3 protein-coding genes are annotated in these 21,779 nt (G+C 73.5%); 1 reads left to right on the top strand and 2 read right to left on the bottom strand.

All coding sequences use genetic code 11. The features are described from left to right. Positions 1–35: 35 nt before the first annotated feature. Positions 36–1,106: an iron-siderophore ABC transporter substrate-binding protein gene (locus ABUW04_RS09150; protein WP_030255452.1), complete on the top strand. Its 1,071-nt coding sequence runs from the start codon at positions 36–38 to the stop codon at positions 1,104–1,106. 76 nt (positions 1,107–1,182) lie between these two features. On the opposite strand, the gene ABUW04_RS09145 is transcribed toward ABUW04_RS09150, so the two are convergent. Beyond that, a complete protein-coding gene (locus ABUW04_RS09145; protein WP_380563945.1) occupies positions 1,183–1,395 on the bottom strand; it encodes an MbtH family protein in 213 nt (70 codons plus the stop codon). A 40-nt stretch (positions 1,396–1,435) separates the two neighbouring features. Beyond that, a complete protein-coding gene (locus ABUW04_RS09140) occupies positions 1,436–21,739 on the bottom strand; it encodes a non-ribosomal peptide synthase/polyketide synthase (RefSeq protein ID WP_380563944.1) in 20,304 nt (6,767 codons plus the stop codon). Positions 21,740–21,779: the final 40 nt, after the last annotated feature.

Genomic DNA, 21,779 nt, shown 5'->3' with positions numbered 1-21,779 from the left:
ACGGCATCACCACAGCGAACCAAAGGACATGACTCATGCGCTCCTTCCCGAGAGGCACCCGCACCGCCACCGCACTGGCCTCCGGCCTGGTCCTGCTCGGCGCCGCCACCGCCTGCGGCTCCAGCACCGGCGAGACCACCGCCTCGGCCGGCGACGCCAAGGCCAGTGCCACCGCGGGCTCGGCCTTCCCGGTGACCATCGCCAACAAGTTCGGCAGCACCACCGTCAAGGCCGCACCCAAGCGCATCGTCACGGTCGGACTGACCGACCAGGACGCGGTGCTGGCGCTGGGTCAGGTACCGGTGGCCACCACCGAGTGGCTCGGCGCGTACAAGGGCGCCATCGGCCCCTGGGCCACCGCCAAGCTGGGCAGTGCCGCGCTGCCGACCGTGCTGAAGGACCCCGGCACCGGGCCCAATGCCGAGCAGATCGCCGCGCTGCACCCGGACCTGATCCTGGCGGTGTACGCGGGCCTGACGGACGCCCAGTACAAGACCCTGTCCAAGATCGCCCCGGTGGTCGCCGCACCCAAGGGCTACAACGACTACGGGGTCCCCTGGCAGCAGCAGACCGAGATCATCGGCCAGGCGCTGGGCAAGGCCACCGAGGCCAAGACCCTGGTCTCGGGCGTCGACGCCGACTTCGCCGCGGCCGCCAAGGCGCACCCGGAGTTCGCCGGGAAGACCGCCGTGATGGCCACGCCGTACCAGGGCTTCTTCGTCTACGGCAGCGAGGACCCGCGTTCGCGCATGCTCACCTCGCTCGGCTTCAAGCTGCCCGCGACCCTGGACAAGGTCATCGGCAACCAGTTCGGCGACAACATCAGCAACGAGCGCACCGACCTGCTGAACACCGACGCCATCGTCTGGCTGGTGGACGACCCGGCCAAGGACGAGGCCGCGCTGCACGCCAACAAGCTCTACGGCGACCTGGCGGTGGTCAAGCAGGGCCGCGAGGTGTTCGTCCCCAGCAGCAGCGACTTCGGCAACGCGACCTCCTTCGTCTCGGTGCTGAGCCTGCCCTACACCCTGGAGCGGCTGGTGCCGATGCTGTCCGAGGCCGTGGACGGCAACCCGGCGACCAAGGTGGTCACCCCGACCTCCTGATCCCGCCCACCGCAGTACGCCGAAGGGGCCGACCCGCGAATCGACTTCGCGGGCCGGCCCCTTCGCCGTTCTCGGGTCAACCGTCCTGCCGCACCAGGCTCTTGGGCCGCAGGTCGGTCCAGTTGGCCTCGATGTACTCCAGGCACTCCGGGCGGGCGGCCGGCCCGTGGGCCACCGTCCAGCCCGCCGGGACGTCGACGAAGTCGGGCCACAGGCTGTGCTGGCCCTCGTCGTTGACCAGGACCGTGTAGACGCCGTCGGGGTTCTCGAAGGGGTTGCTGTTGCTCATCGTGGTTCTCTCCTTGCAGGGGTTGCGGGTTGAGCTCTGTTCAGGAAGGAAGGTTCGTAGGGGGGTTCGTACGGGGGTTGGTGCGCTCCAGCGCCTCGGCCCGGTCCACCAGGGCCTCCAGCGCCCGGAACCAGGTCTCGGCCAGGTCCCTGACCGCCGCCTCGGACAGCAGGCCCGCGGCGAAGGACCAGTGCGCCGCCAGCTCGGGCCCCTCGGGCCGGTCCTCGGTCAGCGCGTTCACGGTCAGGGCGTGCGAGAGCGGCATCCCGGGGTCGCCGTCCAGGTCCGCGGCATCGCCCTCGGGCGCGTAGGACCAGTCGGTGGCCTCCGGGTGGCCGAAGCGGCCCATGTAGTTGAACTCGATCCCGGGGGTGCCGAGTTCGGCCAGCTCGCGGCCGGCCACCGGGTTGAGGTGGCGCAGCAGCCCGTGGTGCAGGCCGGAGGCGGGCAGTGCCGCCAGGTGCCCGCTGACCCGCTCCAGCGCGCGGTCCAGCTCCGGGCCACCGGACAGCGCACCGGCCAGGTCGACCGCGCCGACGTCCAGGCGGACCGGGACCACGCTGGTGAACCAGCCGACGGTGCGCGACAGGTCCGCGTCCCCGGCCAGCTCCTCCTCGCGGCCGTGCCCCTCCAGGTCCACCAGCACGGCGGTGGCCCGGTCCTGCGGGTCCTGCCGGGTGCGCCAGTCCGCGACGGCCAGGGCCAGGGCGGTGAGCATCACATCGTTGACGGTCGCGCCGAAGGCGGCCGGCACCCGGCTGAGCAGCGGCGCGGTACGGGCCGGCGGCAGGGTCAGGGTGAGCTGCCGCTCGGTGCCGACGGTGTCCAGGGCCGGGTCGAGCGGCCGGGGCAGCGGGAGCGGGTCGGCGTCGTCCAGGATCGAGCTCCACAGCGGCAGTTCGTCCTCGGCGACCGGGTCGACGGCGCGCCGCTCCAGCAGTTCGGCCCAGCGGCGGAAGGAGAACCCGACCGGGGGCAGGGTCACCTGCCGGCCCGCCGTGACGTCCCGCCAGGCCGTCTCCAGGTCGGGCAGCAGCACCCGCCAGGAGACGCCGTCCACCACCAGGTGATGGACCATCAGCAGCAGCCGTCCGGATGCCCCGGGGCCCGCGTCGAACCAGACCGCCCGGACCATGCGGCCGGACTCCGGGTCCAACCGGTCCCGGGCCGCCCGGGCGTGCTCGGCGACCAGCGCGCGCAGCCCGGCCTCGTCGGCGCCCGCGGCGTCCACCTCGACCAGCCAGGACGCCGCGTCCACCGCGCCGGGCGCGGGGACCTGCAGCCACCACTGCTCCGCGCCCGCGCCGCCGACGCAGCTCCCCGAGGGGATCCGCTCCAGCCGGGCCCGCAGCATGTCGTGGTGGTCGGCCAGCCCCTGAAGCACCGTCAACAGCCCGGCACGGTCCAGCCCGGAGGGTGTCTGCACCAGCGCGACCTGGTGGTAGCCCTGGAACGGGCCGCCCTGCTCGCGCAGCGCGTGCATGATCGGGGTGATCGGCAGCAGACCGGTGCCCCGGTCGTGCGCCCGGTCCCCGGCCACCGCGACGGCCGACCGGAGCGCGACCCCGGCCAGCGCCTCCACCGTCCGCAGCTGGAAGACCTGGCGCGGGGTGATCCGCAGTCCGCCCGCCCGGGCCCGGCTGACCAGTTGCATGGCCACGATGCTGTCCCCGCCCAGGGCGAAGAAGTCCTGGTCGGCCCCGCAGTCCGGCAGGCCGAGCACTTCGGCGAAGACCCCGCACAGGAGCTGTTCCAGCTCGCCCTGAGGCTCACGGCCCCCGGACGAGCCGTCGGCGCCGAAGTCAGGCGCCGGCAGCGCCCGGCGGTTCAGCTTGCCGTTGGACAGCAGCGGCAGCGCGTCCAGGACCACCACCGCCGCCGGGACCATGTAGTCGGGCAGCGCGGCGGCCGCGGCCGCCCGCAGCGAGGCCGGGTCCAGCCCGCCCGCACCCTCCGCCGGGACCGCGTAGGCGACCAGCTGCTTGACCCGGGGCCGGTCCTCACGGGCGACCACCACCACCTGGGCGACGTCCCGGTGCCGGGCCAGCACGGCCTCGATCTCGGCCAGCTCGATCCGGAAGCCGCGCAGCTTCACCTGGTCGTCGGCGCGGCCCAGGTAGTCCAGCTGTCCCTGCCCGTTCCAGCGGGCCAGGTCGCCGGTGCGGTACATCCGGGAGCCGGGGTCGCCGTGCAGCGCCCCGAACGGGTCGGCGACGAAACGCTCGGAGGTCAGGTCCGGCCGACCCAGGTACCCCCGGGCCAGCCCGGCGCCGGCCAGGTACAGCTCGCCGCTGACGCCCGGCGGCACCGGCCGCAGCGCCGCGTCCAGGACGTAGGCGCGGGTGTTGCCGACCGGCCGGCCCACCAGCGGGTGCTCGCTGTCGCCCACCCGGGCGACCAGCGCGTCCACGGTGGCCTCGGTGGGCCCGTAAAGGTTGAACGCCTCGGTGCCGGGCAGTGCGCCGAGCCGGCGCCAGAGCGCGTCCGGCACCGCCTCGCCGCCGACGCCGACCGCCGCCAACGGGCACTCGCCGTCCTGGATCAGACCGCTGTCGGCGAGCTGGCCCAGGAACGAGGGGGTGACCTCGATGAAGTCCAACCCCTGGTCCCGGATCGCAGCCGCGGTCAGCTCCGGGTCGCGCCGGGTCTCGTCGTCCAGGATGTGCAGGGCGTGCCCGTCCAGCAACCACAGCTGCGGCTGCCAGGAGGCGTCGAAGGAGAAGGACCAGGCGTGCCCGATCCGCAGCCGCTGCCGGCCGGTGCGGCGCTTGGCCGGGTCGTGCAGGGTGCGGCGGTGGCTGCGGAACAGGTTGGCGACGCTGCTGTGGCAGACCACCACGCCCTTGGGGCGCCCGGTGGAGCCGGAGGTGTGGATGACGTACGCCGGATGCCGCGGGTCGGGTCCTTGCGGCAGGTTCCCGGCAGGGAAAGCGTCCAGCTGCTGCCGGGTCGATCCCGCGTCCAGGAGCAGCACGGGTACCGCGCTCTGCGGCAGCCCGGGGGCCAGCCGATCGGTCGTCAGCAGCAGCCGCGGCGCGGTGTCGTCCAGCATGGCGAGCATCCGCTCGGCCGGCAGGTCCGGGTCCAGCGGCAGGTAGGCGGCGCCGGCCTTGAGTACGGCCAGCAGCGCGACCAGGTAGTCCTCGGTGCGCGGCAGGGCCAGTGCGACGATCCGCTCGGGGCCGGCGCCGCGCTCGACCAGCAGCCGGGCCAGCCGGTTGGCCCGGCCGTTGAGCTCGGCGAAGGTCAGCGAGACCGGACCGCAGACCAGCGCCACGGCCTCCGGACCGGCGGCCACCTGCGCCTCGAACAGCGCCGGGACCGTCCCCGGCGCATCGGCACCGACCGGCAGGGCGGTGTCGTTCCAGTCCTGCAGGACGGCACGGCGCTCGGCCGGGTCGAGGATGTCCACCCGGGCCAGCGGCTGCTCCAGGTCGGTGGTCATGGCCTCGAACAGCCGGACCATCGCGGCCGTGATCCGATCGATGGTGGCCGCGTCGAACAGGTCGGACCGGTACTCGGCCGTCAGCGACAGCCGCTCCCCGGGCTCCACCGCCCAGGCCAGCGGGTAGTGGGTGGCGTCCCGGTGGTCCCGGACGCTGCTGCGCAGCCCCTGCTCCGCCCCGAGGCCGGGTCCCTCACCGCCGGGGTAGGACTCGAACACGACCAGGGTGTCGAAGAGGTCGCCCAGTGCGGCCCGCCGCTGGATGTCGGACAGGCCGAGGTACTGATGGGGGATCAGCTGCGACTGCTGGTCCTGCAGCCGGTCCAGGAACGCGGCCAGCGACTCGCTCTCGTCGATCCTCGCCCGCACCGGCACGGTGTTGATGAACAGTCCGATCATCGACTCCGCACCCTCCAGCTCGGCCGGCCGCCCGGAGACGGTCGCGCCGAAGACCACGTCGCTCCGGCCGGTGAGTCGGGTCAGCAGCAGCCCCCAGGCGCCCTGGACCAGCGTGTTGACGGTCAGCCCGCGCGAGCGGGCGACAGCGGTGACCGCGCCGGTCAGCTCCGGTGTCAGCAGCAGGGTGCGGGTCTGCGGCACCGCCGGGGCCCGCTCGGGATCGGCGGGGACCAGATGGGTCGGCTCCTCCAGCCCGTCCAGGGCCTTGTCCCAGGCGTCGGCGGACGCGGTAGCGTCCTGGGCCGCCAGCCAGGCCAGGTAGTCGCGGTAGGGGGCGACCGGCTGCGGCGCGCGTCCGGCGTAGAGCTCGGCCAGCTCGTCCATCAGCTGCGGCAGCGACCAGCCGTCCAGCAGCAGGTGCTGGTGCGACAGGACCAGCCGGTGCCGCTCGGGTCCGCAGCGGACCAGCAGCAGCCGCAGCAGCGGGGGCACCGCCGGGTCGAAGCGGCGGCGCTCCTGGGCCAGCAGGTCGCTCCAGCGCACCTCGAACTGCTCCGGGTCCAGACCCGAGAGGTCCAGCTCACGCCAGGGCAGCGTGACCGTGCGCGGCACCAGAGCAACCGGACGACCGGAGGACAGGTAGCGGAAGCCCGCCCGGAGGTTGGCGTGCCGGTCCAGCAGTGCCTGACCGGCCGCGCGCAGCGCGGCCGGGTCCAGCGGACCGTCCAGGTCATGGCTGATCTGGACGGTGTAGACGTCCGGCCCCTCCGCGCCCGAGTCGAAGGAGGCGTGGAACAGCAGACCGGCCTGAAGCGGCGTCAGCGGCAGCAGCTCGGCCACCGCCGGGTCGGCGCCCAGCTCCGCCAGCTCGGCCTCGGTGAGGTCGAGCAGCGCGGCATCGGCGGCCGGAGCGACGCCCGACACCTCCCCGGCGACGGCGGCCAGACCCGCAGCCGACTTGTGCCTGAACACATCGCGGGGGGTGAAGGCCAGACCGGCCGCCCGGGCCCGACCGACCAGCTGCATGGCCACGATGCTGTCCCCGCCCAGAGCGAAGAGGTCGTCCTCGACCCCCACCCGCTCCAGGCCCAGCACGGCGGCGAACAGCTCGCACAGCAGGGCCTCGCGCGCGGTGCGCGGCTGGGTGTCGGTGGTTCCGGCGGCGAAGTCGGGCGCGGGCAGCGCCCTGCGGTCCAGCTTGCCGTTCGGGGTGAGCGGCAGCGCCCCCAGGACGATGAGGGCGGCGGGCACCATGTGCTCCGGGAGCTCCGCGGCGGTACGGGCCCGAAGCGCGGCCGGCTCCGGCGCGGGTTCGCCCGCAGCCGGCACGACGTAGCCGACCAGACGGCCCTCACGCGCCACCACGACGGCGTGGGCCACACTCTGATGGCTGCTCAGCACTGACTCGATCTCGCCCAGCTCGATCCGGAAGCCGCGCAGCTTCACCTGGTCGTCGGCACGGCCCAGGAACTCCAGCTCCCCGCCGCCGTCCCAGCGCGCCAGGTCGCCGGTGCGGTACATCCGCGCGCCGGGTGCGCCGAAGGGGTCGGCGACGAAGCGTTCGGCGCTCAGCGAAGGACGGTTGAGGTAGCCGCGCGCCAACTGGACCCCGGCGAGGTAGAGCTGACCCGTGCAGCCCGGCGGAACCGGGCGCAGCGCATCGTCCAGCACATAGGCGCGGGTGTTCCACACCGGCCGCCCGATCGACACCCGGCTGCTGCCGGGGAGCACGGCCGTCGCGGTCACGTCGACCGACGCCTCGGTCGGCCCGTAGAGGTTGTGCAGCTCGACCCCTGGCACCAGGGCATGGAAACGCACGGCCAGTTCGGCCGGCAGCGCCTCGCCGCTGCACAGCACCCGGCGCAGGCCGGTGGCGCCGGCGGCGGTCGGCTCGTCCAGGAAGGCCCGCAGCATCGACGGCACGAAGTGGCAGGTGGTGATGGACTCGTCCTGGACCAACCGGGCCAGGTAGGCGGGGTCCTTGTGGCCCTCGGGTCGGGCCAGCACCAGGGCGGCGCCGGTGATCAGCGGCCAGAAGAACTCCCAGACCGACACGTCGAAGCTGGACGGCGTCTTCTGCAACACCCGGTCCTCAGCCGTCAGCCCGTACTCCGCCTGCATCCACAACAGCCGGTTGGCGATGCCCTGGTGCGGTACCACCACGCCCTTGGGCCGACCTGTGGACCCCGAGGTGTAGATAACGTAGGCGGGGTGGCTCGGGTGGTAGCCGGTCGGCAGCTCGCCGGACGGTCCCACCGGCAGCCGGTCCTCGATCACGCAGACCGGCTGCGCGTCCGCCAGCATGTAGGCCAGCCGGTCGGCCGGGTAGTCCGGGTCCAGCGGCAGGTAGGCGGCCCCGGCGCGGTGCACCGCCAGCAGCGCCACCACCAGCTCCACCGACCGGGGCAGCGACACCGCCACCGTGCGCTCAGGACCCGCCCCGAGCCCGGCCAGCACCCGAGCGGTCCGCTCCACCCGCACATCCAACTCGGCGTAGCTCAGCCGCTCATCCCCGAAGACCAACGCCAACGCGTCAGGCGTCCGAGCCACCTGCTCCCGGAACAGCTCCGGCAGCGTCACCGCCGGCACGGCGTGGTCGGTCTCGTTCCACTCACCCAGCACCTGGTCGCGCTCGGAGCCGTCCAGCAGTTCGATCTCGCGCAGCGGGACGTCGGGGGCCTCCGCGACCTGCTCCAGCAGTCGCAGCAGCCGCTGCGCAAGCCGTTCGACCGTGCTGTGGTCGAAGAGGTCGGCGCTGTACTCGATCCAGCTCTGCATGCCGCCGTCCGGACCCTGCTCCACGAAGTCGAAGCTGAGGTCGAACTTGGCGGTGTGCTGGTCCAGCGGCTCGGGAGCGGCGGACAGCCCCGGCAGATCCGGGACACCGCCCGGAGCCGCGAGGTGGACCACCATCACCTGGAACAGCGGGTGCCGCGCCAGCGAGCGCGGCGGGTTGACCGCCTCCACCAGCCGCTCGAACGGCAGCGACTGGTGCTCGTAGGCCGCGAGGTCGGTCTCCCGCACCCGGGCCAGCAGTTCGCCGAAGGACGGTGCGCCGGACAGGTCGGTGCGCAGCACCAGCGTGTTGACGAAGAAGCCGACCAGTTCCTCCAGCTTCTCGTCGCTGCGCCCGGAGATCGGCGCGCCCAGGGGGATGTCCTCCCCCGCGCCCAGCCGGTGCAGCAGCGCCGCCACGGCAGCCTGGACCAGCATGAACATACTGACGGACCGCTCCCGGGCCAGCGCCCGCAGGGCGCCGGCCAGCTCGGGGCTCAGCGTCAGCCCGACCGCCCCGCCCCGGTGGCTGCTCTCCAGCGGACGCGGACGGTCGGCCGGCAGCGCCAGCTCGTCCGGGATTCCAGCCAGTACCTGCTGCCAGTAGGCGAGTTGATCTGCCTCGACGGCCTCGCCCAGGGCCTCCCGCTGCCAGAGCGCATAGTCGGCGTACTGGACCGGCAGCGCAGCCCACTCCGGAGTCCGCCCCTCGATCCGGGCCCGGTAGGCGATGGCCAGGTCGCGCCAGAGCGGCCGGTCCGACCACTCGTCGGTGGCGATGTGATGGACCACCAGCAGCAGTACCTGCTCCTGCCCCGAGGTGCACAGCACATGCGCACGCAGGGGAGGCTCCCGGTCCAGCTCGAAGCCCTGCGCAGCAGCCTCGGCGAGTCGCCCCGCAAGGTCCTGCTCGTCCACCTGCTCGACGTGGACGACTCCGGGCAGCTGCTCCGGGTCCAGGACGAGTTGGTACGCCCGCCCGTCCCGGGTCGGGAAGACGGTGCGCAGGCTCTCATGACGGATCATCACGTCATGGACGGCGGCCGTCAGAGCGTCGCGGTCGAGCTCGCCCACCAGCCGCCAGGCCGCCGGAAGGTTGTAGGTCGGCGTCCGGCCCTCCAACTGGTGCAGCACCCAAAGCCGTTGCTGGGCCGAGGACAACGGCAGCAGCTCAGGACGGTCCTCCGTCGGGAGCAGGGCGGGCAGCGGAGTGCTGCGCCCGCCGCCCGTCAACCGGGCCGCGAGCCGGGCCACCGTGGGGGCCTCGAACACCGCGCGCAGGGCCAACTCCGCGTCCAGCACCGTGCGGACCCGGCTGACCAGCCGCATCGCCAGCAGCGAATGCCCGCCCAGGGCGAAGAAGTCGTCATGGATCCCGACCCGCTCCAGCCCCAGGACGTCGGCGAACAGTCCCGCCAGCAGCTCCTCGCGCGGAGAGCGCGGCAGTGCCGTCGTCGATTCCGCGGTGAAGTCCGGTGCGGGCAGGGCCTTGCGGTCGAGCTTCCCGCTGGGCGTCAACGGCAGTACGTCCAGGGCAGTGAAGGCGGCGGGAATCATGTGCTCTGGCAGCACCGCCCGCGCATGGGCCCGAAGTGCCGCCAAGTCGGCCGAACCCGGCACCACGTAGGCGACCAGCCGCTGCTCGTGCACGGCCACGGCCACCTGCCGCACCGTCTCGTGCCGGCCCAGCACCGCTTCGATCTCACCCAGTTCGATCCGGAAGCCGCGCAGCTTCACCTGGTCGTCTGCGCGGCCCAGGAACTCCAGCACCCCCTCGCTGTTCCAGCGCGCCAGGTCGCCCGTGCGGTACATCCGCGCCCCGGGCGGCCCGAACGGGTCGGCGCAGAAGCGCTCCGCGGTCAGTCCGGGCCGGCCCAGATACCCCCGGGCAAGCTGGGCGCCGGCCAGGTACAACTCGCCGGCCATGCCCGGCGGCACCGGACGCAGCCCGGCGTCCAGCACATACGCCCTGGTGTTCCACACCGGCCGCCCGATCGGCACCTGCCTGCCGCCAGGGCGCACCCGCACGGCGGTGACGTCCACCGACGCCTCGGTCGGCCCGTAGAGGTTGTGCAACTCAGCCGGGAGCAACGCGAGGCAGCGGTCCGCCAGTTCGGCCGGCAGTGCCTCGCCGCTGCACAGCACCCGGCGCAGGCCGGTGCATCCGGCGGCGGTCGGCTCGTCCAGGAAGGCCCGCAGCATCGACGGCACGAAGTGCACCGTCGAGACGCCTTCGTCCTGGATCAGCCCGGCGAGGTACTCGGGGTCCCGATGCCCGTCCGGTCGGGCCAGCACCAGGGCGGCGCCGGTGATCAGCGGCCAGAAGAACTCCCAGACGCTGACGTCGAAGCTGGACGGCGTCTTCTGCAACACCCGGTCCGCAGCCGTCAGCTCGTACTCGGCCTGCATCCACAACAGCCGGTTCGCGATACCCCCGTGCGGAACCACGACGCCCTTCGGACGCCCGGTCGACCCCGACGTGTAGATCACATACGCCGGATCACGCGGGTCATAGGCAGACGGCAACTCACCGAACGAACCCTCCGGCAACCCCTCCCGGACCACGCACACCGGACGGGCGTCAGCCAGCATGAACGCCAGCCGCTCGGCCGGATACTCCGGATCCAACGGCAGATAGGCAGCCCCCGCACGATGCACCGCCAGCAGCGCCACCACCAGCTCGATCGAACGCGGCAACGACACCGCCACCGTCCGCTCAGGACCAGCACCCAGCCCCGCCAGCACCCGAGCGGTTACCTCCACCCGCGCATCCAACTCGGCATAGCTCAACCGCTCATCACCGAAGACCAACGCCAGAGCATCCGGCGTCCGGGCCACCTGCTCCCGGAACAACTCAGGCAGCGTCACCGCCGGAACGGCGTGGTCGCTGTCGTTCCAACCCTCCAGCACCAACGTCCGCTCGGCCGGGTCCAGCAGCTCCAGCTCCCGCAGCGGACGATCAGGGGCAACTGCCGCCTCCTGCAGCAGCCGGACGCACCGGGCGGCCATGCCCGAGACCGTGCTCCGGTCGAAGAGTTCGGCGCTGTACTTGAGCAGCAGCGTGATCCGGTTCTCGGCGGCGTGGTCGACGAAGGTGAAGTCCAGGTCGAACTTGGCGCTGCCGCTCTGCGTCGGCAGCCATTCGGTGGGCAGGTCCAGCAGCTGCGGCTCGCCCTCCGGGCGGTAGTGGTAGCCGGCCATCACCTGGAACAGCGGGTTGCGCCCCGGCAGCCGGGGCGGGTTGACCACCTCCACCAGCTGGTCGAAGGGCAGGTCCTGGTGGTCGAAGGCGGCCAGGTCAGCCTCCCTGACCCGGGCCAGCAGTTCGCCGAAGCCCGGATCGCCGGACAGGTCGGTGCGCAGCACCAAGGTGTTGACGAAGAAGCCCACCAGGTCGTCCAGCGCGCTGTCGGTCCGTCCGGCGATCGGCGCACCGACGGGAATGTCCTCCCCCGCACCGAGCCGGTGCAGCAGGGCGGCGACCGCGGCGTGGAACAGCATGAACATGCTGGTGCCGGTCGCGGTGGCCAGTTCGCGCAGGGCGCCGGCAGTCGCGGCGGGCAGCTCCACCTCCACCGCGCCACCGAGACCGGTCGGCTCGGCCGGACGCGGTCGATCCAGCGGCAGCGCCAACTCCTCCGGCAGCCCGGCGAGGGCCTGCCGCCAGTAGTCGAGCTGCCGGGCACCGTCGGCGTCGAGCAGCCGCCGCTGCCAGAGGGTGTAGTCGGCGTACTGCACCGGCAACGGCGCCCACTCCGGGGCCCCAGCCGCCGCGCGGGCGCGGTAGGCGGTGCCCAGGTCGGCCAGGAACGGACGGTCGGACCACTCGTCGGTGGCGATGTGGTGCAGCACGATGACGACCACCTGGTCGTCCTGATTCACCATCAACACATCGCAGCGCAGCGGCAGCCCGCGCCCCAGGTCGAACGGCAGGGCCGTCAACTCGTCGATACGCCCGGCGACTTCGCCCTCCCGGCAGCCATGGACCCGGAACGGCACTTCAACGCCCGAAGCAACCTGCTGGTACAGCTCACCGCCCTGCTCCACCACCACCGTACGCAGGGCCTCATGACGCTCCGTCACATCGGCCAGCCCCTGCCGCAACGCCTCCAGGTCCAAGCTCCCGCGCAGCCGGAAGACCAGCGGGAAGTGGTAGGCGTCCCCGGCGCCGAACTGCTCGGCCAGCCACAGCCGCCGCTGCGCCGGTGAGAGCGGCACGAGCTCGGGGCGGTCGGCGAGCGCCGTGACCGCCGGACGCGCCGGCCGGCCCGGGGCCTCGGCGCGCAGCGCCAGCAGTGCGGGGGTGGGGGCCTCGAACAGGTCGCGGATCGCCAGCTCGGCCCCGAGCGCGGTGCGGGCCCGGCCGATCAGCCGGGTGGCGAGCAGGGAGTGCCCGCCCAGGTCGAAGAAGCCGTCCTCGGCGCCGACCCGGGGCAGTCCCAGCACCTCGGCGAACAGCCCGCAGAGCACCTCCTCGGCCACCGTCTCCGGCCCGCGACCGCCGCCCAGCGCCACCGAGGGCTCCGGCTGCGGCAGCGCGCGCACGTCCAGCTTGCCGTTGGCGTTCACCGGCAGCCGGTCCAGGGTGACGAAGGCCGCCGGGACCATGTAGTCGGGCAGCTGCCGCCGCAGCTCCTCCCTGACCCGGGGCACCAGCCCGGCGCGGTCCGCACCCACGTCGGGCACCAGGTATCCGATCAGTCGGCGGGCCCCGGGAACCGAGCTGTCGTCAGCGGCGACCACGGCCGCCTGGGCCACCTCCGGCAGCCGGTTGAGGGCGCTCTCGATCTCGCCCAGCTCGACCCGGTAGCCACGGATCTTCACCTGGTCGTCGGTACGGCCCAGGAAGTCCAGGTTGCCGTCGGCGCGGCGGCGCACCAGGTCGCCGGTGCGGTACATCCGCTCCCCCGGCAGACCGTGCGGGTCGGCGACGAAGCGCTCGGCGGTCAGGTCGGCGCGGTTCAGATAGCCCCGGGCCAGCCCCACCCCGGCGATGTAGAGCTCCCCCGGCACACCGTCGGGGACCGGTCGCAGCCACTGGTCCAGGATCAGCGCCCGGGTGCCCCGGATGGCCCGGCCCACGGTGGGGGTGGCGCTGTCACCGGTGCCGGCGCCCAGGGTGTTGATGGTGTACTCGGTCGGACCGTAGAGGTTATAGCCGTAGGTGCCCTCGGTGTCCCTGAGCCGGTTCCAGACCGCCTCGGACACCGCCTCGCCGCCCAGCAGCACCAGCGGCGGCCGGTGCCCCGGGGCGTCCAGCAGGCCCTGCTCCAGCAGCAGATGGGCATAGGTCGGCGTGACGTTGACGACGTCGATGAAGTGCGTCGCACAGTAGTCGACCAGGGCCTCGGCGTCGCGGCGCAGCTCCTCGTCGCAGATGTGCACCTGGTGGCCCTCCACCAGCCAGAGCAGCTCCTCCCAGGACATGTCGAAGGCGAAGGAGACGGTGTGCGCGATCCGCAGCCGCCGGCCACCGGCCGAGGCGACGGCCGGGTCGAAGATCTCCCGCTGGTGGTTGAGCTGCATATTGGTCAGGCCGCGGTAGGGCGTGACCACGCCCTTGGGACGGCCGGTGGAGCCCGAGGTGTAGATGACGTAGGCGGGGTGCTCCAGGCTGAACCGCGGGCACTCCTCCTCGGTGATCGGCGCCCCGGAAAGCCGGTCCAGTTCGGCCCGGACCGCGGCGTCGTCCAGCAGCACCCGCCGCGTCCCCGGCACGGCCAGCGCCAGGCGCCCGGCCACCGCCGACTCCGCCAGCAGCAGCGCGGGGCGGGCGTCGTCCAGCATCCCGGCGAGCCGGTCGTCCGGATGGTCCAGCTCCAGCGGCAGGTAGGCAGCGCCGGTGCGCAGCACCGCGAACAGCGCCACCACCGTCTCGATCGACCGGCGCAGCCCCAGCGCGACGATCCGCTCCGGCCCGGCGCCCCGGTCCAGCAGCAGCCGGGCCGTCCGGTTGACGGCGTCGTCCAGTTTCGCGTAGGTCAGCCTCTCGTCGCCGAAGACCAGCGCGACGGCGTCCGGGGTGTGCGCGGCCTGCTCGGCCAGCAGTTCGGCGATGGTCAGCTCCGGCGCCGGGACCCGGCCGGCGGCCCACTCCTGCCGCAGTGCGGCGCGTTCGGCCGGCAGCAGCGGGTCCAGGGCCGCCACCTGCCCGTCCAGCTGCCGGGTGAACCGGTCCAGCAGGGTGGTGAAGCGGTCCAGCAGCGCCTGGGCCTGTTCGCGTGGGACCGCGTCGGGCCGGTGGGCCAGGGTGATCCTGATCCGCTCGCCCGGTGTCACGATCAGGGTGACCGGGTAGTGGGTGGCGTCGATGTTGGAGACGGCGGTGGCGCCATGACGCTGCTTCAGTTCGGCCAGCCGGTCCCCGGTGTCGGCGTCGCGCAGCACGAATAGGGTGTCGAACAGCCGCCGGTGGCCGGTCTCGGCCTGCAGCACGCCCAGGCCCAGGTACTCGTACGGCATCAGCGCCAGCCGCTCGTCCTGGATCCGGCGGGCCAGCTCCAGTACCGACTCGGCCGGGTCGTAGGCGATCCGGGCCGGGACGGTGTTCAGGAACATCCCGATGACGTTCTCGACGTCGGGCACCTCGCTGGGCCGCCCGGCCACCGCGGTGCCGAAGACCACGTCGGTGCGCCCGGTCGCGGCGGCCAGGGTGAGGCCCCAGGCGGCGGTGAGCACGGTGTTCATGGTCAGGCCGTGCCGGCGCGCCTCCGTGCGCAGCCAGTCCGCCGACCGGTCCGGCAGGCAGGTCTCCAGGCTCTCCGGGATGTCCGGCTCCAGGCCCGCGTCGGCGGCCGCGAGCAGGGTGGGCTCCTCCAGGCCGGCCAGGGCCGAGCGCCAGGCGCGGGTGGCCTCGGCGCTGTCCTGGGCCTCCAGCCAGGTCAGGTAGGAGCGGTAGGAGCCGGGACGCGGAAGGACGGACTCGTCCCCGCCGTTCTGGTAGAGCGCGAACAGCTGGTCCAGGAACAGCCAGGCGGACCAGCCGTCCCACAGCAGCAGATGACGGCCGATCACCAGCCGGTCCCCGCGCCCGGCGCCGAGACGGACCAGCAGCAGCCGGAACAGCGGCGGGCGGGCCAGGTCGAAGCGGCGGGTGCGCTCCTCGTCCATCAGGGCGTCCAGGCGGGCCTGCTGCTCCTCGGCCGGCGACCCGGAGAGGTCGACCTCCTGGAACGGCGGCTCCAGGCCGGCGGTGATGAACTGCACCGGGCGGCTCAGCCCGTCGCTGGTGAACCCGGCGCCCAGACTGGGGTTGCGGGCCAGCAGCAGCCGGGCGGCGGTACGCAGCCGCCCGGCGTCCAGCGGGGTGGCGAAGTCGAAGGACTCATGGGCGGTGTAGACGTCCACGGCGGTCGCGTCGTAGGTGGCGTGGAAGAACAGGCCCTCCTGCAACGGGGCCAGCGGCCAGACGTCCGCCACCGGGCCCGGGCTGGTCGCACGGACCCGCGAGGCCTCCTCCTCGCTCAGCTCGAAGCCGAAGGACGACGCCCCGGAATCCGGCTCCGCCACCGCGCCCGCGACCGCCGCCAGCGCGGCGGGGGTGCGGTGCTCGAAGACCTCGCGCGGGCTCAGCGCCAGGCCGGCCCGACGGGCCCGGCTGGAGACGCCGATGGAGCTGATGCTGTCGCCGCCGAGCAGGAAGAAGTCGTCGTCGATACCGACCTGCTCCAGCTTCAGCACGGCCGCGAAGATCTCGGTCAGCGCCTGCTCGCGCCCGTCACGCGGCGCGCGCAGCTCGGCGCGCACCGACTGCGGTGCGGGCAGCGCGGCCCGGTCCAGCTTGCCGCTCGGCGTCAGCGGCAGCGCCTCCAGCAGCACATAGGCGCCGGGCAGCAGCGCAGCCGACAGCTCAGCCGCCAAAGCGTTCTGAACAGCCGTCAGGTCCAACGGGCCGGCGGCCGGGACCAGATAGGCGACCAGCTGGGTGCCCACCACCGCCACGGCGGCCTGCGCCACCTCGGGCAGCCGGGTCAGCGCGGCCTCGACCTCGCCCGGCTCGATCCGGTTGCCGCGCAGCTTGACCTGCCGGTCGGTCCGGCCCAGGTACTCGACCGCGCCGTCCGCACCAAGCCGCACCAGGTCCCCGGTGCGGTACATCCGGCTGCCCGCCGGACCGTACGGGTCGGCGGTGAAGCGCTCGGCGGTCAGTGCGGGCCGCGCGTGGTAGCCGCGGGCCAGCTGGACGCCGGTCAGGTACAGCTCGCCAGGGACCCCGGCCGGCACCGGGCGCAGGCAGGAGTCCAGCACCCGCAGTCCGGTGTTCCAGACCGGGCGCCCGATCGGCACCGTCGTCCCGGCCGCGCCGTCGTAGGCGTGGTGGGTGACGTCCACCGCGGCCTCGGTGGGACCGTAGAGGTTGTGCAGCGGGACGGCGGTCAGTTCGCGCCAGCGCCCCGCTGCCGCCGCCGGAAGGGCCTCGCCGCTGCTGAACACCCGGCGCAGGCTGCGGGCCCAGCCGGGGTCGGCGGTGATCTCCTCCGACTGCAGGAAGGCCTCCAGCATGGACGGGACGAAGTGCAGGGTGGTGACCGCCCGTTCGCGGATCAGCCCGGCCAGGTAGGCGGGGTCGCGGTGGCCGTCCGGCCGGGCCAGGACGACGGCCGCGCCCTGGCACAGCGGCCAGAAGAACTCCCAGACGCTGACGTCGAAGCTGGAGGGGGTCTTCTGCAGCACCCGGTCCTCGGCCGTCAGGCCGTACTCGCCCTGCATCCAGGCGAGCCGGTTGACGATGGCGCGGTGGGTGACCACCACGCCCTTGGGACGGCCGGTGGAGCCGGAGGTGTAGATCAGGTAGGCGGGGTGGTCCAGGCCGGCCACCGGCAGTGGCCGGGCCTGGACCGTTTCGCTCTCCTCCACCAGCAGCAGCGCGCGTCCGGAATCCTGGGGCAGCAGCGCGGCGGTGGCGGCGGTGGCCAGTACGACGCTCGCCCCGGAGTCCGCGAGCATGTGGGCGACCCGGTCGGCCGGGTAGTCCGTGTCCACCGGCAGGTACGCGGCCCCGGACTTCAGTACCCCGAGCAGGGCCGTCATCAGCTCCGTCGAGCGTGGCACCGCGACCGCCACGACCGTCTCCGGTCCGGCGCCGCGCGCGACCAGCCGCTGTGCCAGCGCCTCGGCACGGGCGTCCAGTTCGCGGTAGCTGACGGTGCTGTCCTCGAAGAGCACCGCCGTGGCGTCCGGGGTGCGGCGCACCTGGTCGGCGATGGCGGCGGTCAGGGTGGTGCCGGGGACCGGCTGCTCGGTGCCGAGCAGCTGCCCCTGGGCCCGCTCCTGCGCGCTGAGCAGGTCCAGGTCGGCGACCAGCGCCCGGGGGTCGGCGGCCAGCGCCTCCAGCACCAGGGTCAGCCGGTCGGCGATCCGCCGCACGGCCTCCGCGTCGATGCGCTGGGCGTGGTGCTTCAGCCGCAGGTCCAGCCGGGCACCGGGCTTGACGATCAGGGCCAGCGGGTAGTGCACGGTGTCGTGGAACTCGTGGCCGGTGATCCGCACCGCGCCGGAGGGGTCGGTGAGGCCGCTCCCGGTCGGGTAGTTCTCGAAGACCACCAGGGTGTCGAAGAGTTCGCCGACGCCGGCCGGTCCGGCCACCCGCTGGATCTCGGCGAGGCCGAGGTGCTGGTGCTCCAGCAGCTGCGTCTGCTGCTCCTGGAGCCGTCCGAGCAGGTCCGCCAACCGGTCGGCGGGCTGCCAGGCGAACCGGGTCGGCAGGGTGTTGATGAACAGGCCGACCATCGACTCGATGCCGCGGACGGCCGCGTCACGCCCGGAGACGGTGGTGCCGAACACCACGTCCTGACTACCGGTCAACCGCCCCAGCAGCAGGCCCCAGGCGCTCTGGACCACGGTGCCCAGGGTGACCCCGTGCTCGCGCGCCCGGGCCGAGAGCGCGGCGGTCAGCCGCTCGGAGAGCTCGACCCGCACCTGTCCCGGCCGGGGTGCGCTGCCGTCCGGGGCGGTGGCCACCAGCCGGGTGGGCTCCTCCAACCCGGCCAGTGCGGTGCGCCAGGCCGCCCGCGCCGCGTCCTGGTCGGCGCCGGCGACGTGCCGCAGGTAGTCCCGGTAGGGGGCGGGGGCGGGCAGCTCGGCCGCCCCGCTGCCGTAGCCGTTGCCGTTGCCGTTGCCGCTGCCGTAACCGTCACTGCCGTATCCGGCCAGCAACTCCTGGTGCAGCACCGGAAGTGACCAGCCGTCGGCGATGATGTGATGGAACGTCAGCACCAGGCGGCTGTGTCCGTCCCCGAGCCCGATCAGCGCGCAGCGCAGCAGCGGCGGACGGGCGAGGTCGAAGCGGGCCGCCCGCTCGTCGGCGGCCACGGCGTCGGCCAGCGACCGCTGCACCTCGGCGTCCTGCGCGGAGAGGTCCACCTCGCGCCAGGGGAGCTCCAGCGGACCGGGGACGATCTGCACCGCCCGGCCCTCGGCGGTCTGCCGGAATCCGGCCCGCAGCGGCGCATGGCGGTCCAGCAGCCCCTGGGCGGCCCGGCGCAGCGCGGCCGGATCGACCGGCCCGCCCAGCTCCAGGACCTGCTGCACCACATAGGCGTCCCGCTCCGGTCCGTCCAGCTGCGAGTGGAACCAGAAGCCCTGCTGCAGCGGCCCCAGCGGCAGCAACTCCCGTACCGTCAGCGGGTCTGCGCCCTGCAGCTCGGCCAGCTCGGCGTCCGAGACCCGGATCAGCGGCGCGTCGTCGACTGCGGTCTCCTGGTGCACCACCGCGACCTCGGCCAGCGCGGCGACCGTGCGGTGCCGGAACACCTCGCGCGAGCTGATCCGCAGCCCTGCCTCACGCACCCGGATCAGCAGCCGGACGGCGACGATGCTGTCGCCGCCCAGGGCGAAGAAGTCGTCGTCGATGGAGACGGCGGGCAGACCGAGCACCTCCGCGTAGGCCGCGCAGAGCAGTTCCTCGCGCTCGTCCCGCGGGGCCCGGCCGGCGCTGAGGGCGGCGTAGTCGGGGACCGGCAGGGCGGCCGGGTCGATCTTGCCGCTGGGCGTCACCGGAATCCGCAGCACCGGAACCAGGGCGCTGGGCACCATGTAGTCCGGCAGTGACTCGGCCGCGAACGAACGCAGCCGCCGCATCAGCGCGTTGACGTCGCGGAACGGCACCGGCCGGTTGGCCGTAGGCGCCCGCCGCTCCGCCCCGGACGGGAGGTAGACCGCGCCGAGCGGAAGCCCCCCGGCGACCAGCACCGCGTCGAGGCTGCCGTCCTCGGCCGAACCGTTCCAGGTCACGGCCACCTGGTAGCCGTGCCGGGCTCCCAGTGCGTGCAGTTCCTCCGGATCCACCCCGACCGCGCCGGGGCGGCGGACACCGTCCCGCACCGCGGCCAGGTCGGCGAGGTCGGCCGTCAAGCGGGCGTTGGGCAGGGCGGTGACCCGGAGACGGGCCGGACGGCCGTCCGCCGCCAACCGGTCGTCGAGCGCCGCCAGCGAGCCCAGTTCGGCCCAGTCCAGCCGGGTCTCCGGCTCCAACTCCGGCGCTGGCGCAGGCGCGTCGCCCGCCCTGCGCAGCACCACGTCGTAGCGGTAGCGGGTCAGCTCGTTGTGGTGGTCGCCGCGCTTGACCCGGATCTCGGCGTCGAAGCCCTCCAGCGCCGCGAAGAAGTCGGGGTCGAGCAGCAGCTCGCCCTCCCAGGCCGTGGAGCGCTCGACGGCGTCCCGCAGCGCCGCCGCGTCCACCGGTTCGCTCTGCCGCCGGGTCTCCACGGCGGCGCGCAGGCAGTCCAGCAGCCGGTGGTTGCGGACATCGCCGACGAACAGGCTGCCGCCGGGGGCCAGCAGCGCACCGGCCGCGCGCACCACCGCGGCCAGGTACTCGGCGCTGGGGAAGTACTGGGCCACGGAGTTGATGACGACGGTGTCGAAGTGCCCGGCCGGCAGCCCGACGAGGTCGTCTGCCGGACGGGCCTCCAGCCGTACCCGGTCCTTGAGTGCGGGCACCGCGTCGACCTGGGTGCGCAGGGCGCTGACGGCCTGCTCGGACAGGTCGGTGCCCCAGTACTCGGTGCAGTCGGGGGCGATCCGGGACAGGATCAGCCCGCTGCCGACGCCGATCTCCAGCACCCGGCGCGGCTTCAGCTCCTGGATGGCGGCGATGGTGGTGTCGCGCCACTCGCGCATCTCCGCGACCGGGATGGGCAGGCCGTCGTACATGCTGTTCCAGCCGGCGAAGTTCTCCTGGAATCCCTCGGAACCGGCGGCGGCGTAGAGCAGTTCGTGTAGTTCCTTCCAGTCCTCGACCTGTTCGGCGGCATCCTGCCCGGGCTCGCCCGCTCCCGTCAGCTCCTCTCCCGCCTGTCCCGCTCCCGGCCGGACCGTCAGCGCGGGGACGACGTAGGCGGCCAGCCGCCGGTCGCCGGGGCGGTCCTCGCGGACCACCACCGCGACCTGGTCCACGGCCGGGTGGCGGCGCAGCGCGGACTCGATCTCGCCGGGCTCGATCCGGAAGCCCCGGATCTTGACCTGGGCGTCGGCCCGGCCCAGGAACTCCAGCCTGCCCTCGGCGTTCCAGCGCACCAGGTCACCGGTGCGGTAGAGCCGGGCGCCGGGCGCTCCGAAGCGGTCGGCCACGAAGCGTTCGGCGGTCAGGTCCGGACGGCCGAGGTAGCCGCGCGCGAGCCCGTACCCGCCGAGGTAGAGCTCCCCCGGCTCGCCGACCGGGACCCGCTCCAGCCGGTCGTCCAGCACATGGGCCCAGGTTCCCGGGTCGGGCACGCCGATGGGCACGATGGAGCCGGCCGGGATGTCCGGGTCGCACAGGCCCAGGGTGGAGTTGGTGGTCGCCTCGGTGGGGCCGTAGGCGTTGAACATCATCCGGCCCCGGGCGTAGCGGCTCACCAGTTCCGGCGAGACCCGCTCGGTGCCGGCCAGCAGCGTTGCGGTGGGCGGAAGTTCGACGTCGGCCGGCATCGCCGCGAGCAGTGCCGGGGGCAGGATCATGAAGGTGACGCCGTGTTCGCGCGCGTAGTCGGCCAGCGGGGCGCCCGGCACCCGCCGCTCGGACGGGACCACCACCAGCCGGCCGCCGGAGAGCAACCCCAGGCACAGGTCCCAGAAGGCGACGTCGAAGCTGGGCGAGGCGAACTGCAGCACCCTGCTGTCCGGGCCGATCCCGAACCGCTCGCTCTGGGTGGCCACCAGCTTGGCCACCCCGGCGTGGGAGAGCACCACGCCCTTGGGCCGGCCGGTGGATCCGGAGGTGTAGATCACATAGGCGGCGTTGTCGAGCGCCAGTACGCCACGGTCGCCCGCGGTCGGGTCGTGGCTCGGACGGCCCGTCAACTCCCGCTCGGTCTCGTCGGTGTCGAGCGCCAGCACCGCCATGCCGTCCGGCGCGCCGATCCCGTCCACCGTCTCGACGGTGCCGACCAGGCAGATCGGCGCGGCGTCAGCCAGCATGTAGCCGATCCGCTCGGCCGGGTAGTCGGTGTCCAGCGGCAGGTAGGCGGCGCCGGACTTCAGCACGGCCACCTCGGCGACGATCAGCTCGGCCGATCGGGGCAGCGCCAGCGCCACCACCCGCTCGGGGCCGGCGCCACGGGCGATCAGCGCATGGGCGAGCCGGTTGGCCCGTCGGTCCAGCTCGGCATAGCTGAGCTCGACGTCCTCGAAGACCAGCGCCACGGCGTCCGGCCGCAGCCGTACCTGTTCGGCGAAGAGCTCGGGCCAGGTCAGCAGCCCTTCCTCGGGAAGGGGGGCCGCGTCGGAGCCCTCATACGCCGTCACTTCTTGGATACCGGACACCGAGTCGACCGTGCCTCTCAGG

The organism is Streptacidiphilus jeojiensis (assembly GCF_042510965.1).
In the GTDB taxonomy this organism is placed as follows: Bacteria; Actinomycetota; Actinomycetes; order Streptomycetales; family Streptomycetaceae; genus Streptacidiphilus; species Streptacidiphilus jeojiensis.
The sequence above is the reverse complement of the archived record's forward strand: the minus strand, read 5'-3'. Positions and strand labels throughout refer to the sequence as shown.

Excerpts from the sequence above, each read along its gene's own strand:
- ABUW04_RS09150 (WP_030255452.1), top strand. The coding sequence starts at position 36 with ATGCGCTCCTTCCCGAGAGGCACCCGCACCGCCACCGCACTGGCCTCC.
- ABUW04_RS09145 (WP_380563945.1), bottom strand. The coding sequence starts at position 1,395 with ATGAGCAACAGCAACCCCTTCGAGAACCCCGACGGCGTCTACACGGTC.